The organism is Bradyrhizobium sp. SK17 (assembly GCF_002831585.1).
In the GTDB taxonomy this organism is placed as follows: domain Bacteria; phylum Pseudomonadota; class Alphaproteobacteria; order Rhizobiales; family Xanthobacteraceae; genus Bradyrhizobium.
In genome coordinates this window covers 6,087,897-6,101,390 of sequence record NZ_CP025113.1, presented here as the reverse complement: position 1 = coordinate 6,101,390, position 13,494 = coordinate 6,087,897, and the positions used below count along the sequence as shown (strand labels likewise).

11 protein-coding genes are annotated in these 13,494 nt (G+C 64.7%); 5 read left to right on the top strand and 6 right to left on the bottom strand.

What is annotated here, in order from left to right:
• Positions 1 to 5: 5 nt before the first annotated feature.
• The 5 genes from CWS35_RS28260 to CWS35_RS28240 form a co-directional block, all read right to left on the bottom strand.
• Positions 6 to 1,274, bottom strand: a complete 1,269-nt coding sequence (locus CWS35_RS28260) for a lipoprotein-releasing ABC transporter permease subunit (RefSeq protein ID WP_100954939.1) — start codon at positions 1,272 to 1,274, stop codon at positions 6 to 8.
• 54 nt (positions 1,275 to 1,328) lie between these two features.
• Positions 1,329 to 3,011, bottom strand: coding sequence for an ABC transporter ATP-binding protein (locus tag CWS35_RS28255; protein ID WP_100954938.1), 1,683 nt, complete (start codon positions 3,009 to 3,011; stop codon positions 1,329 to 1,331).
• A gap of 153 nt (positions 3,012 to 3,164) precedes the next feature.
• Positions 3,165 to 3,398, bottom strand: a complete 234-nt coding sequence (locus tag CWS35_RS28250) for a hypothetical protein (RefSeq protein ID WP_024582246.1) — start codon at positions 3,396 to 3,398, stop codon at positions 3,165 to 3,167.
• 294 nt (positions 3,399 to 3,692) lie between these two features.
• Positions 3,693 to 3,881: a hypothetical protein gene (locus CWS35_RS28245; protein ID WP_024582245.1), complete on the bottom strand. Its 189-nt coding sequence runs from the start codon at positions 3,879 to 3,881 to the stop codon at positions 3,693 to 3,695.
• A 624-nt stretch (positions 3,882 to 4,505) separates the two neighbouring features.
• On the bottom strand, positions 4,506 to 5,393 hold the full coding sequence (locus tag CWS35_RS28240; RefSeq protein ID WP_024582244.1) for a haloalkane dehalogenase: 888 nt from the start codon (positions 5,391 to 5,393) through the stop codon (positions 4,506 to 4,508).
• A 127-nt stretch (positions 5,394 to 5,520) separates the two neighbouring features.
• Here CWS35_RS28240 and CWS35_RS28235 point away from each other — a divergent pair, with 127 nt between their 5' ends.
• On the top strand, positions 5,521 to 6,222 hold the full coding sequence (locus tag CWS35_RS28235; protein ID WP_157817248.1) for an enoyl-CoA hydratase/isomerase family protein: 702 nt from the start codon (positions 5,521 to 5,523) through the stop codon (positions 6,220 to 6,222).
• 57 nt (positions 6,223 to 6,279) lie between these two features.
• On the opposite strand, the gene CWS35_RS28230 is transcribed toward CWS35_RS28235, so the two are convergent.
• The gene (locus CWS35_RS28230; RefSeq protein WP_100954936.1) at positions 6,280 to 7,257 is read right to left on the bottom strand and encodes an NADPH:quinone oxidoreductase family protein; all 978 of its coding nucleotides are present in this window, start codon (positions 7,255 to 7,257) and stop codon (positions 6,280 to 6,282) included.
• A gap of 401 nt (positions 7,258 to 7,658) precedes the next feature.
• On the opposite strand from CWS35_RS28230, the gene CWS35_RS28225 reads away from it, so the two are divergent.
• The 4 genes from CWS35_RS28225 (at position 7,659) to CWS35_RS28210 (ending at position 13,420) form a co-directional block, all read left to right on the top strand.
• On the top strand, positions 7,659 to 8,432 hold the full coding sequence (locus CWS35_RS28225) for a motility protein A (protein WP_024582241.1): 774 nt from the start codon (positions 7,659 to 7,661) through the stop codon (positions 8,430 to 8,432).
• Positions 8,433 to 8,465: 33 nt separating this feature from the next.
• Positions 8,466 to 9,296, top strand: coding sequence for a flagellar motor protein MotB (locus CWS35_RS28220; RefSeq protein WP_024582240.1), 831 nt, complete (start codon positions 8,466 to 8,468; stop codon positions 9,294 to 9,296).
• A gap of 114 nt (positions 9,297 to 9,410) precedes the next feature.
• Positions 9,411 to 11,339, top strand: a complete 1,929-nt coding sequence (locus CWS35_RS28215) for a potassium transporter Kup (protein WP_100954935.1) — start codon at positions 9,411 to 9,413, stop codon at positions 11,337 to 11,339.
• Between the two features lie 155 nt (positions 11,340 to 11,494).
• The gene (locus CWS35_RS28210; RefSeq protein ID WP_100954934.1) at positions 11,495 to 13,420 is read left to right on the top strand and encodes a potassium transporter Kup; all 1,926 of its coding nucleotides are present in this window, start codon (positions 11,495 to 11,497) and stop codon (positions 13,418 to 13,420) included.
• Positions 13,421 to 13,494 lie beyond the last annotated feature (74 nt).

Genomic DNA, 13,494 nt, shown 5'->3' with positions numbered 1-13,494 from the left:
CCGCGTTACCGGAATGCCTTGACCGGATCGAGCCGCGCAGCGCGCCACGATGGATAGAGCGTCGCGAGGAACGCCAGCGTCAGTGCCATGATCACGACTGTGGCGGTCTCCACGACATCGACCTCGGCCGGCAGCTCTGACAGGAAGTAGAGTTCGGGTGGGAAGAGCTGCCTGCCGGTCAGCCATGACAGGGCTTGACGGATCGCCTCGATGTGGCGGCAGACGACCAGGCCGACCGTGAAGCCGACCAGCGTCCCCACCACGCCGATCGAAGCTCCGGTGATCAGGAAGATCCGCATGATGGAGCCTTGTGAGGCGCCCATCGTGCGGAGGATCGCTATGTCGCTGCCCTTGTCCTTGACCAGCATGATCAGCCCGGACACGATGTTCAGCGCCGCCACTAGCACGATCATGGTCAGGATCACGAACATCACGTTGCGTTGGACCTGGAGCAGGCCAAAGAAGGTCGTGTTGCGCTGACGCCAATCCACCAGGAAGACCGGCCGCTCCGCTGCCTCCAGCACCGCCTTGCGGAACTGGTCGATGTGATCCGGATCGGTGGTGAAGACCTCGATCCCGGTGACGTTCGTGCCGCGGTTGAAGTAAGCCTGTGCCTCCGCGATCGGCATGAAGACGAGGCCGGCGTCATATTCGGACATGCCGATCTCGAACACGGCTGATACCTGATACTTCTTGATCCGCGGCATGACGCCCATCGGCGTGCTCGCACCACGTTGCGCGATCAGCGTGATGCTGTCGCCGACGCGTGCCGCGAGCTGATCGGCGAGCCGGCGGCCGATGACGATCCCCTGGCCCTCGTCAAAATTCTCGATCGACCCCTTGATGGTGTTGCCGACGGAGGGGAGACGCGAGAGGTCGGCGGCGCGGATACCGCGGACGAGGACGCCGGAAGCCTCGGAGGATGATGCCAGCGCGGTGCCGTCGACCACCGGTACAACGAGTCGGATGCCCTGTACCCGGGTGATGCGTTCGGTGACATCCTGCCAGTCGGTCAGGGGCCTTTCCACCGGTTGCACCAGAATGTGGCCGTTGAGGCCGAGAATCTTGCCAAGCAGTTCCTTGCGAAAGCCGTTCATGACCGCCATCACGATGATCAGCGTGGCGACACCGAGCATGATGCCGAGGAACGAAAATCCGGCGATCACCGAGATGAGGCCTTCCCGGCGCCGCGCCCGCAGGTAGCGTGCCGAGAGCATCCATTCGAACGGGGCGAACGGCGTGGTTTGCGATGGCTCTGCCACAATCTTGCTCATGGGCCCAATGGGATCGGCATACCATTCTTTTGCCGCGGGGCTCGGCCCGGTCAGTTATTGCACGGTCGGCTCGCCCTGGACAGGCCGCGTCGCGTTGAGATCGACGACATTGTCGCCGTCGGCGAGGATCGCGCGTCGATGCGTGATGGCCAGCACCGTAACGTCGTCGACCAGGGTCCGCACATGCTCCATGATGTCGCGCTCGGTCGCATCGTCGAGCGCGGAGCTCGCCTCGTCGAGGAACAGCACCGTTGGCCGGCCATAGAGGGCGCGGGCGATCGCGATCCGCTGGCGCTCGCCGCCCGACAGTTTCAGGCCGCGTTCGCCGACCGTGGTCTCGAAGCCGTCCGGCAGTGCCTCGATGAAGGACAGGATGGCTGCTTTCTCCGCCACCTCGCGGAGCCGGGCGTCGTCGCGCCCGCGGCCGAGAATGATGTTGTCGGCAAGGCTCTCGTTGAGCAGCGCGACGTCCTGGGGTACCACCGCGATGGTGCCGTACCAATCGGCACGCGCGATCTGCGCGAGGTCGATGTCGTCGACCAGGATCCGGCCCGCATCCGGCTCGACCGATTTCAGCGCAAGCTTGAAGATGGTCGACTTGCCGGAGCCGGTCTCGCCGACGATGAATGTGATGGCGCCGCGGTGCGCGACGAAGCTGATCCCAGCGATGCCGCGGCCATTGCCGTAGGCATAGTCGACCTGGTCGAAGGTGATGCGCCCGTTGCGGGGAGCGAAGCCTTGCGCATCCTTCGTTTCAATCTCCTCGGGTGCCTGCCACATCCTGGCGAGCGGGACGAGCTGTGCCCGCGAGCGCGCCACATTGTCCATGGTCTGGGAGATCATCTCGAACGGCAGGTTGAGCTGCAGCAGCAGGGTGTTGAACAGCACGATGTCGCCGACCGTTGTCGTCCCGGCCTGATAGCGGGGCAGCAACAGCAGAAAACTGACGGCGAATTGCACCGAGAGTCCGAGACCGAGCAGCGCCAGCGTAAGGGCGCGACGCAGCATGTAGGCCCGCCAGCTGTCCTTGACTGCGCGGGCCTTTTCGGCGAAGCGGCCGCTCATCCAGGCGTGGCTGCCGAGATGGCGCAAGGCTTCCATCGCGTTCATCGCGTTGCCGGTGAAGCGCGCGTTGTCCTGTGAGGCGGATACGGCGGCATCGAGCAGCATCTGCGAGCGGCTGGTCGAGAGATAGGTCAGGATCAGCACCAGGGCGCCGTAACCGGTGACGATGGCCACGACCTGGTTGTCGAGCAGGGCGCCGAAGGTGACCAGCGTCAGCGTGACCTGCGTTGCGGCCGGAATGAACACGATCAGCACGATCTGCAGGAGCGTGGTCAGCGCGCCGCGGCCCTGGTTGCCGGCGGTCTGGATCTCGGCCGCGTTGTGCTCGATGAAGAAGTCGGATCGCTTGCGCAGGATGCGCGCGAAGAACTGCGTGCTGACGATGAAGCCGAGGTTCTCGGCGGTGATTACCGAGAGATTCTGCACCACGCGTTGCAGCGCCGAGGCCAATCCCACCAGCGCGGCATAGATCAGGAACGCCCACAGCAGGTCCGCGACCACGGTCTCCCGGGTCAGGCGATCGATCAGGCGGGAGAACAGGTAAGGAGCTGCGATGCCGCTCGCGCTCGCCAGGAACACGATGGTCGCCACCAGCAGCAGCGCCCATCGGTCGGACTTCCAATAGGCACGGAATATCTCGGCGACCGGGCCTCTGGGGAGGGGCTCGCTCATGCGGTTTGACCGGCTGGAATTGGGGCGGATGGGAATGCGTCAATTCCGTCGCGGCGTCAATGACCGATCCACGACTGCCGAACGATTTTGGAAGCAATCCAGCCAAGCCGGTCGCTGGATGCTCTCCCGGCATTTTCCGCGTCGGCCCGGACTTCAGCTGTCGCCGGCCCAGGCGGCGATCACGGCCGGTGCGATCACGCGCCGGGGCATGTGCGGATTGATCGTTCCGGCACTGACATCCTGCGTCTGGACGAGCAGGGTGCGTGCGAACGCCTTGGCGTCCTGCTCGGTGGTGAAGGTGCGGGTCTGGCGTGCGAAGCGGTGGTGTCCGGCGTCGGGATTTCTCACGGCAAACGAGACGTACCAGATGGCCTTGTCGGTCTTCATCGCGCCTCGCTCGCGGCGCCGGTCCAACTGCGCGATCCGGAGGGCCTGCTGACGGCCCGATGTGCAAAGAGTACCACGACGAAAGATCCTGAAATGCAACAGTGTCCGACTGAATGGCCGTTCGGCAGCGAGGCCACCCGACAATATCGGCACGCATACCGATGCTGGCGAGTTATTATCTCTCAACCGATGGGTGAATGACAATGCGCCGCCGCTCCATTGGTTCCCGCGATCCGGCGCCGCGGCTTTCTGGCTGTCCGAAGCTGCTGGAGTGGCCAGGTGGCGCGTGTCGCGCTAGGTCGCGTTGTTCGCCTTGCGCGCCGTGGCGATGGCCTTTTCGACTTCGGCGGCGAGGGAGGCGAGGTGCTCGGCAAGCTTGGCGAACAGTTCGCGCTTCCTGATGTCCGTGGTCAGGTCGCGGATCAGCGCGCACTCCGCAGCATCGGTGCGAAGTTTCTCGAGATGCGTCAGCATGTCCTGCATCTTTGCCGTCCCCGGGGTCTTCGACAAACGCTAGGCGGCGAGAACCCCGGCGACAATAACGTGTGATAATTTGCCGCTGGCATCCGACGAAGCAACGGATTAGCCCCTGCTACTGAGTTGCCCGACGGGGCAATCGGCAAAAACGCGTCAAGTCCCCATCCGTGAAATATTTCGCTTTATCCGAAGTGTAACCCGGTGTATGGTCTGCCCGTCTCACCCGATCGAGGGGCGCTTGCGCATCGTCAGGAGTGTTGCGGTGAGATGCGGTGGACGCTGCGGTCACGAGTGACGACGCTTGACCGAGGCGGACGGTGAAGTCGTGTGGTCCTGACGCCCTAGCGGCAGGTGTCCTCTCGCAGGACGCGCAAGCGTTTTGCAAGGGCGGTGACAAGCAAGCCCAGTCTCGCCGGGGAGAGCACGAAGTAAGCCGTAACCCATCGCGCAGGGAAAGCCGGATTGCTCCGGTTACACCTGTGGTCCTACCCCCGTGCTTTCTACCCTTCGCACGGGGCCCATGGGTGCGATCGGCACCCGGCTTTCCCTGCGCCCTCTGCCAAAGAGAGGGCGGAACGACGAGCAAACCTCGGACAAATCATGTCGCGAGAACGCGGATATCTGTGCGCTTCAGCGCACCGGACCGAAACTCTTCAGCGCCTCCGTGACGATGATCTCGCCGGCCTCCTGCACGAAATGTCCGGCATCGGGCAGTTCGAGCGGCGGCGGACAGTTTCGGATCACCTGCCGCAGCTGGCCCATCACCGGCGGCCCGAGCACCGGGTCCTTCATGCCGACTGCCATGAAGCTTTGTCCGCTCCAGTGCTGCGACCAGAAGTCCCGCGCGCGCCGCGACAGCGCCGCGCCGCCGGCGTCGGGTCGATCCGGGACCAGATTTGGAAAGCGCCGGACGCCGGCCTTGTACCGCGCGTCCGGATAGGGCGCGGCGTAGGCGGCGGCTTCCTTGTCTGCGAGAGTGGGGACCGCTCGTTGCATCAGCGCTGCGATATCCATGTCCGGGCTGCGGTTGGAGAAGCCGCGCCACGCCAGGAAGCCTTCGCCCAACGGCACGTCGCCCGTGCCGAGCATCGTATTCATCACCAGCAGCCGGTCGAACCGGTCTGCCATGTCCATCGGAATCGTCAATCCGATCAATCCACCCCAATCCTGGCACACCAGCATCACGCGGCGCAGGTCGAGCGCCTCGATCAGGGACATCACCGAGGACCGATGGAAGTCGAAGGTGTAGATGGCTTCGTCGACGGGCTTGTCGGAGCGACCGAAGCCGAAGAAATCCGGCGCCACGACGCGGAATCCCGCGCCGAGCAGCATCGGGATCATCCTGCGGTAGAGGTAGGCCCAGGTCGGTTGGCCGTGCAGGCAAAGCGCCACCGGCGCAGTCTTCATTCCATCGTCGAGATAGTGCATGCGCAGCGGGCCGATCTCGATGTAACGCGGCGCGAAGGCAAATCCGGGCAATCCGGCGAAGCGCTCGTCCGGTGTTCGAAGCGTCTGCATGTCTCTCCCTTTCGATTCGTCATCGGCCCGCGCGAGGACGTCGAGCGAGCCGTTCCATGGTAACCTATCACATGGCACCGCGGGCAACCGGCGGGGGATGCCCCGCAACCCGTGGTCTGGAGATGAAATGACCGTCATCACATCAAGGACCGACGATACGCTTCTCGTGACGATCGATCGGCCACCCGTCAACGCGCTCGACCTCGATACGATCACGTTGCTCGAGCGGACGTTTGCGGCGGCCGCCGCGGAGGCACCGTCGAACGGCGTCGTGCTCACCGGCGGCGGCCAGGTGTTCTCCGCCGGTGTCGATACGCGCGCTTTCGCGGGCTACGCTCGGGAGCAACGCCATGAGATGGTTCGCGCGATCACGCGGATGCTGGCGCGCCTGCTCGCGATCCCCGTGCCTGTCGTGGCGGCGATCAACGGCCACGCGCTGGGCGGCGGTTTCGTGCTCATGCTGGGCTGTGACTATCGTCTCGCGGTCGACAGCGCGGCTGCCAAGCTCGGCATGACCGAGGCACAGGCCGGCATCCCGTTCCCGGCCGGGCCGCTCGAGGTGATGCGCCATGAACTGTCACCGGAATTGTTGCGTCGCCTGACGCTGACCAGCGCCGTCGTCGACACGCGCGAATGCCTCGATCAGCGGCTGCTCGATGCACTGTGCCCGGCTACGGATCTGCCGGCCCAATCGATCGCCGCCGCAAAGCGCCTCGCTGCCCAGCCGGGATTTCGCGCGGTGAAGCGGCAGATTCGCGGTGAACTCGCCGCACGCCTCGAACGCCTGGCCGCGACCGGCCAGGATCCATTTCTTGCTGTGTTCGGCTGATCACCGTCGTCCCGGCTTTGGCTGCAACTCCGTCCGATGATCCAGGCGACCCGCGTGCTAGCCGATCCGCACCACCATCTTGCCGAGCGCGGCACGAGTCTGCATGGTCGTGAATGCATCGCGGAAATCGTCGAATGCGAACACCTTGCCGACCACCGGCGTCAGCCGGCCGTCGTTGAGCCACGCCGACAATTGCATCATCATGCGCACCTGGGCCTCAGGCTCGCGGCGTGCGATCTGGGCGGCATCGACGCCGATCAGGAGGCCGCCCTTCAGCAGCGGCAGGTTGAACGGCAGAGCAGGGATCTGGCCGGCGGCAAAGCCGACCACGACATGGCGGCCGTTCCAGGCGATCGAGCGGAATGCCTGCAACGAGACTTCGCCGCCGACCGGATCGAAGATCACGTCGGGGCCGTGGCCAGCGGTCGCGTCCTTCAGGGCGTCGCGCCAATCGGGGGCTGTGTAGTCGACGACGGCGTCGGCGCCGAAGCTCTTGGCGAAGTCGCGCTTCTCGTCGGTCGAGGCGGCGGCGATGACGCGGGCGCCGAGCAGCTTGCCGACCTGGATCGCGGCGATGCCGGTGCCGCCGGCGGCGCCGAGCACCAGCAATTGCTCGCCAGCCTTGAGCGCGCCGCGCTCGCCGAGCGCATAGAGTGCGGTCAGGTAGTTGGTGCGGAAGGCGGCGGCTGCCTCCATCGACAGGCCGTCGGGCATGACCTCGATCGCGGTGGCCGGCACCACGACCTGCTCGGCCAGCGCGCCGGAGCGCGCCGCGCCCATCACCCGCATGCCCGGCACGATGCCGGCGACATCGCTTGCGACCGCGTCGACCACGCCGGCGAACTCCGCGCCGGGCGTGAAGGGCAGGGGATCCTTGGTCTGGTAGCGACCCTCGACCTTCAATCCGTCGACGAAGCCGATGCTGGCGGCATGGACCTTGATGCGGACCTGTCCGGGACCGGGTTCGGGGGTGGCGATCTCCTTGAGCCCGATCCGATCGATGGGTGCATATTGCTCGACGACGACCGCCTTCATCCTGTCCTGCTCACTGGTTGGTTTCCTCTCGCGCCGGTTCCGCTCCGATTGAAACGGAACGAGGCTCCCGATTCTTGTGTTGACGCGTTTTGCCCACGCAAACCGGTAGTCATCCCGGATCAAGTCCGGGACAGGCTTTCGCGCGAAAACGCTTCCCACAAACCTATCTCATGTCCGTTGTTCTACGGGGAGGGCTTTTGCGCATGGCGCGGCGGCGGTCTGAGCAGAAAGCCAACATCTTCAACGACATCGCGAAATTGCCGGCGTTTACCCGTTGTTATCCCTACCAAATTCGGTAACGCGTCCTTAAGCGCATTAACGTTAGGGTTTTTCCACGCGGCCCAGCTCGGGCCGTGCGCCGTCCAGGACAGGCGGGTGTCGCGTTCGCGTTGGAGTCTCCGATGGATATCATGACAGGCGCCGGGCTCTTGGCCGGCATCATCGTCATCGCGGTGATGATGTTCATGGGCGGCGACCTGCACATGTTCATCTCCGAACATGCCATGATCATCATCTTCGGCGGTTCGATCGCGGCGACCATGATCCGTTTTCCGCTCGGCGTGATGCTGCACGGCCTGCCGCTCGGCGCCAAATTTGCTTTCACCATGAGCCGGCTGTCGGCCCGCGACCTGGTCGACGAACTCGCCCGCATCGCCGAGATCGCCCGCAAGCAGGGCCCGGTCGGCCTCGAGAAGGTCGAGACCGACGAGCCGTTCCTGGCCAAGGGGATTCGCTATGTCGCCGACGGTTACGACCTCGAATTCATCCGCGACAATCTGGAGCGCGACCGCGACAATTTCCTGATGCATCTCGACGAGGGCAGCAAGATCTACCGCGCGATCGGCGACTGCGCGCCGGCGTTCGGCATGATCGGCACCCTGATCGGCATGGTGCAGATGTTCGCCAACATGACCGACCCCTCCAAGCTCGGCCCGTTCATGGCGACCGCGCTGCTCGCGACGCTGTACGGCGCGCTGGTCGCCAACCTGTTCTGCCTGCCGATCGCCGACAAGCTGCACGGCAAGCTGCTCGACGAGGAGACCAACCGCACGCTGATCATCGACGGCATCCTGATGATCCGCGACTCCAAGAGCCCGGCGCTGGTGCGCGAAATGCTGCTGGCCTATCTGCCGGAGAAGCATCGCCACGAGGAAGGCGAGCCGGTGCCGGCCTGACCGGCCGGCGCAGGCGCTGCAGAGATCTGATCGATGGCGAAGAAAAAGCGCGGCGATGCCCACGGTGGAGGTCACGGCTGGTTCGTGACCTTCGCCGACCTGATGGGCCTGATGATGAGCTTCTTCGTGATGCTCGTCGCGTTCTCCACCATGGACAACAACAAGCTGAAGATCGTCGCCGGCTCGATGCGCGACGCCTTCGGCGTGCAGACCAATGTGCGCTATTCCGGCATCGTCGAATCCGACGGCCTGCCGACCCGGCCGAAGCTCAAGAACGTCGACCACATCTCGCCGGAGGAATCCTCCGCCAATCCGACGCCGGACGAGCAGGAGCGCAGCCAGATCAACGGCGCGCGGCTGAAGATCGACCGCGAATTCGCGCTCGCTTCCGCCTCGCTGCGGCAGGCCTTGCAGGACATGCCGGAGCTCACCGAGATCTCCAAGAACATCATGTTCGAGGAGACCAAGGAGGGGCTCAACCTCGAGATCATCGACCAGGACGGCCGGTCGATGTTCGCCGATGGCTCCAGAGAACCGTATGATCGCACCCGCCGGCTGATCCAGAAGCTCGCCGCGCCGTTGAAAGCGACGCCGCTGCGGGTCGCGATCGTGGGGCATACAGCCGCAGGCTTCGTGCCGGCGCGCAGCGATTACGATGCCTTCGACCTGTCCGCGGATCGCGCCAATACGGTGCGGCAGATCCTGGAGCGGGAGGGGTTGCCGCCGTCGCACATCTTCGCGGTTTCCGGCAAGGCGGACGGCCAACCGCTGTTTCCCGACGACCCGACCCTGCCGGCAAATCGTCGCGTCACCATCACGTTGATGCGGGAAAATCCGCCGTTGCCGCCGGACCTGAAGCCGTAGTTCCGGGTTACCATGCTACCGTCAAGCTAGCAGTGTTGCGCGGTTGACACGCGCGGCGGAAGCGTCGATAGCCGCGCGGATCAAAATCAACGGGTCGGACGTTCCAACCTCGCCATGGCTGTCAGCGCCTCATCCACCGAAGCCCGGGAAACCCAAGGTGCGGGCCAAGGCACAGGCCAAGGCAACACCACCTCCAGCTTCTGGGCGCTGACGCTGGGCAGCATCGGGGTGGTGTTCGGCGACATCGGAACCTCGCCGCTCTACGCATTCCGCGAGGCGGTTGGCGGCGCCGCGCACGGCCAGCCGGTCACCCGCATCATGGTGCTCGGTGTGCTCAGCCTGATCCTGTGGGCGCTGTTCACCGTCGTCACCGCGAAATACGTCCTGCTGCTGCTGCGCGCCGACAACAATGGCGAGGGCGGTACGCTTTCGCTGATGGCGCTCGGCCAGCGCGCGATCGGACGGCGCAGCTGGCCGCTGCTGGTGCTCGGCGTGGTCGGCGCCTCGATGTTCATCGGCGATTCCATGATCACGCCGGCGATCTCGGTGCTGTCGGCGGTCGAAGGCCTCAAGCTCGCCACGCCGCATCTCGAGCATTACGTGGTGCCGCTGACGATTCTGATCCTCGTCGTGCTGTTCTCGGTGCAGCGAAGCGGCACCGCCCGCGTCGCTTCCGCGTTCGGGCCGGTCATGGTGGTGTGGTTCGCCTCGCTCGCGGTGATGGGGCTCGTTCACATCATGGACGATCCGTCGGTGCTGGCGGCGATCAATCCCTATTATGCGCTTCAGTTCTTGCTGACCCACGGCACCATCGGCCTGGTGACGCTGGGCGCGGTGTTCCTCGCGGTGACCGGCGGCGAGGCGCTCTATGCCGATCTCGGCCATTTCGGTCGCAAGCCGATCCAGTCCGGCTGGCTGTTTTTCGTGCTGCCCTCGCTGCTGCTGAACTACTTCGGGCAGGGCGCCCTGGTGCTGTCCGATCCCGCGGCGATCGAGAACTCGTTCTACCGCATGGTGCCCGACGTGCTGCTGCTGCCGTTGGTCGGGCTTGCCACCGCCGCGACCGTGATCGCAAGCCAGGCAGTGATCACCGGCGCCTATTCGTTGATCAGCCAGGCGGTGCAGCTCGGCCTCCTGCCGCGCTTCGAGGTCCGTTACACCTCGGAGACCCATGCCGGGCAGATCTATCTGCCGCGGGTCAACCGGCTGCTCTTGATCGGCGTGCTGCTGCTGGTGCTGTTGTTCCGCACTTCAAGTGGACTCGCTTCGGCCTACGGCATCGCGGTCTCCACGACCATGGTCGCCGACGGCATCATGGGCTTCATCGTGATCTGGAAGCTGTGGAACTGGCGTGTCGCTTCGGCGGCGGCGCTGATCCTGCCGTTTGTGATCGTCGACATGACCTTCTTCAGCGCCAATCTGCTGAAGCTGTTCGAAGGCGCCTGGGTGCCGCTGCTGTTTGGCATCGTGATGGCGACGATGATCTGGACCTGGCGTCGCGGCGCCGCGATCCTGATTGCCAAGACCCGCCGCACCGAGGTGCCGCTGCGCGACCTGATCCACAGCCTGGAGAAGCGGCCGCCGCATATCGTCAAGGGCACCGCGGTGTTCCTGACCAGCGATCCGAGCTTCGTGCCGACAGCGCTGCTGCACAATCTCAAGCACAACAAGGTGCTGCACGAGCACAATGTGATCCTGACCATCGAGACCGCGCCGACGCCGCGCGTCGACCTGTCGGAGCGCGTCGGCATGGAGAAGATCAGCGACAAGTTCACCGCAGTCCGGCTGCGGTTCGGCTACATGGAATCGCCGAATGTGCCGAAAGCACTGGCCGTCGCACGCAAGCTCGGCTGGCAGTTCGACATCATGGCGACCTCGTTCTTCGTGTCGCGGCGTTCGCTGAAGCCGTCGGCCCAGTCGGGCATGCCGCAATGGCAGGACCATCTGTTCATCGCCATGAGCCGGTCCGCCAACGATGCGACCGACTATTTTCAGATCCCGACCGGCCGGGTGGTTGAAGTCGGTACCCAGGTAACCATTTGAACAAGCAGCAGGATTCCCGAGTTGAAAAATCGTGATCTATGCGTGATACGCATAGTTGAGGCCTGAATCCGTGCTAACCTATGCATTCCTGCCGGGAGTATAGGCCTGCGGTCCGGCGTTGTGCAGTGCGGCAGAAGATAGAGGCGCATCCTCCCATGTCATCCGAGAGTGCGGTCACCGCGGCGGAAACGCCCGCGGCCAATGGCCATGGCGAGGCGCATTCGACCGCCACTTTCAAGGCGCTGATGCTTGGCAGCATCGGTGTCGTCTATGGCGACATCGGCACCAGCCCGCTCTACGCATTCCGCGAAGCTGTCGTGGCCGCCGCGGGCGGCGAGGGCGGCGTGACGACGCATGCCGTGCTCGGTGTGCTCTCGCTGATCCTGTGGGCTTTGATCGTCGTCGTCACGCTCAAATATGTCGTGATCCTGCTGCGCGCCGACAACAACGGCGAAGGCGGCACGCTGGCGCTGATGGCGCTGGCGCAACGTGCGGCCACCAAGGGCGCCGGCGCAATCGTGCTGCTCGGCATCATCAGCGGCGCGCTGTTCTACGGCGATGCCGTCATCACGCCGGCACTCTCGGTGCTGTCGGCGATCGAGGGCATCAAGCTCGTCACGTCGACCTTCGATCCCTATGTCGTTCCCCTCACGGTGATCATCCTCGTAGGTTTGTTCTCGGTGCAGTCACGCGGCACTGCGCGGGTCGCGGCGTTCTTCGGGCCGGTGATGTGCGTGTGGTTCGCCGTGATCGCGATCGCGGCGTTGCCGCAGATCGTGCGGCATCCGGAGGTGTTGCACGCGCTGAACCCGGTGCTTGCGGTGTCGTTCATGCTGCATCATGGCGTGATCGGCTTCATCACGCTTGGTGCGGTGTTCCTCGCGGTGACCGGCGCCGAGGCGCTCTATGCCGACCTCGGCCATTTCGGCAAACGCCCGATCCAGACCGCGTGGCTGTTCGTCGTGCTGCCGTCGCTGGCGTTGAACTATCTCGGGCAGGGCGCGCTGGTGATCGGCGATCCCAGGGGGATCGAGAACCCGTTCTTCCTGATGTTCCCGGACTGGGCGCTGATTCCGATGGTCGCGCTTGCGACGGCCGCGACCGTGATCGCAAGCCAGGCCGTCATCACCGGCGCCTATTCGCTGACCCGTCAGGCGATCCAGCTCGGCCTGCTGCCGCGGTTCGAGATCCGTCACACCTCGGAAGCGCATTCCGGGCAGATCTATATGCCGCGCATCAACCGCTTCCTGTTCATCGCCGTGATCGTGCTGGTGCTGATGTTCCGCTCGTCGAGCGCGCTGGCGTCGGCCTATGGCATCTCGGTGACCGGCACCATGGTGGTGACGGCGATGATGGGCTTCGTGGTGATCTGGCGCGTCTGGAAATGGTCGCCGCTCGCGGCCGCCGCGCTGGTTGCGCCGTTCCTGTTCCTGGACATCACCTTCCTGGCCGCCAACCTGCTCAAGGTGTTCGAGGGCGGCTGGGTACCGCTCGCGCTTGGCGGGGCGATGATCGTGGTGATGTACACCTGGCGGCGCGGCAGCCGGTTGTTGTTCGAGAAATCGCGCAAGCTGGAATTCCCGCTCGCCGATCTGGTCGCGATGCTCGAGAAGCGGCCGCCGCAGCGGGTCTCCGGCACCGCGGTGTTCCTGACCAGCGATCCCGTCAGCGCGCCGACCGCGCTGATGCACAGCCTCAAGCACTACAAGGTGCTGCACGAGAAGAACGTCATCCTGACCATCGAGACCGCACAGACGCCGCGCATCGATCCGTCCGAGCGGGTCCGGATGGAGCAGCTGACCGAGACCTTCTCCAAGGTGACGCTGAAATTCGGCTTCATGGAGCAACCCAATGTGCCAAAAACGCTGGCGATCGCCCGTAAGCTCGGCTGGCAGTTCGACATCATGTCGACCTCGTTCTTCCTGTCTCGCCGCGCGCTGAAGCCGGCGGCGCATTCCGGCATGCCGAGCTGGCAGGATCACCTGTTCATCGCGCTGAGCCGCTCGTCGAACGACGCCACCGATTATTTCCAGATCCCGACCGGGCGGGTGGTCGAGGTCGGCACGCAGGTCACGATCTAATAGGGCTTGGACTAGCTGACGCCGGGTGATTTCCGGGAAGCGTTTGGACGCCCGGATTTATCGAGTCGGACCTA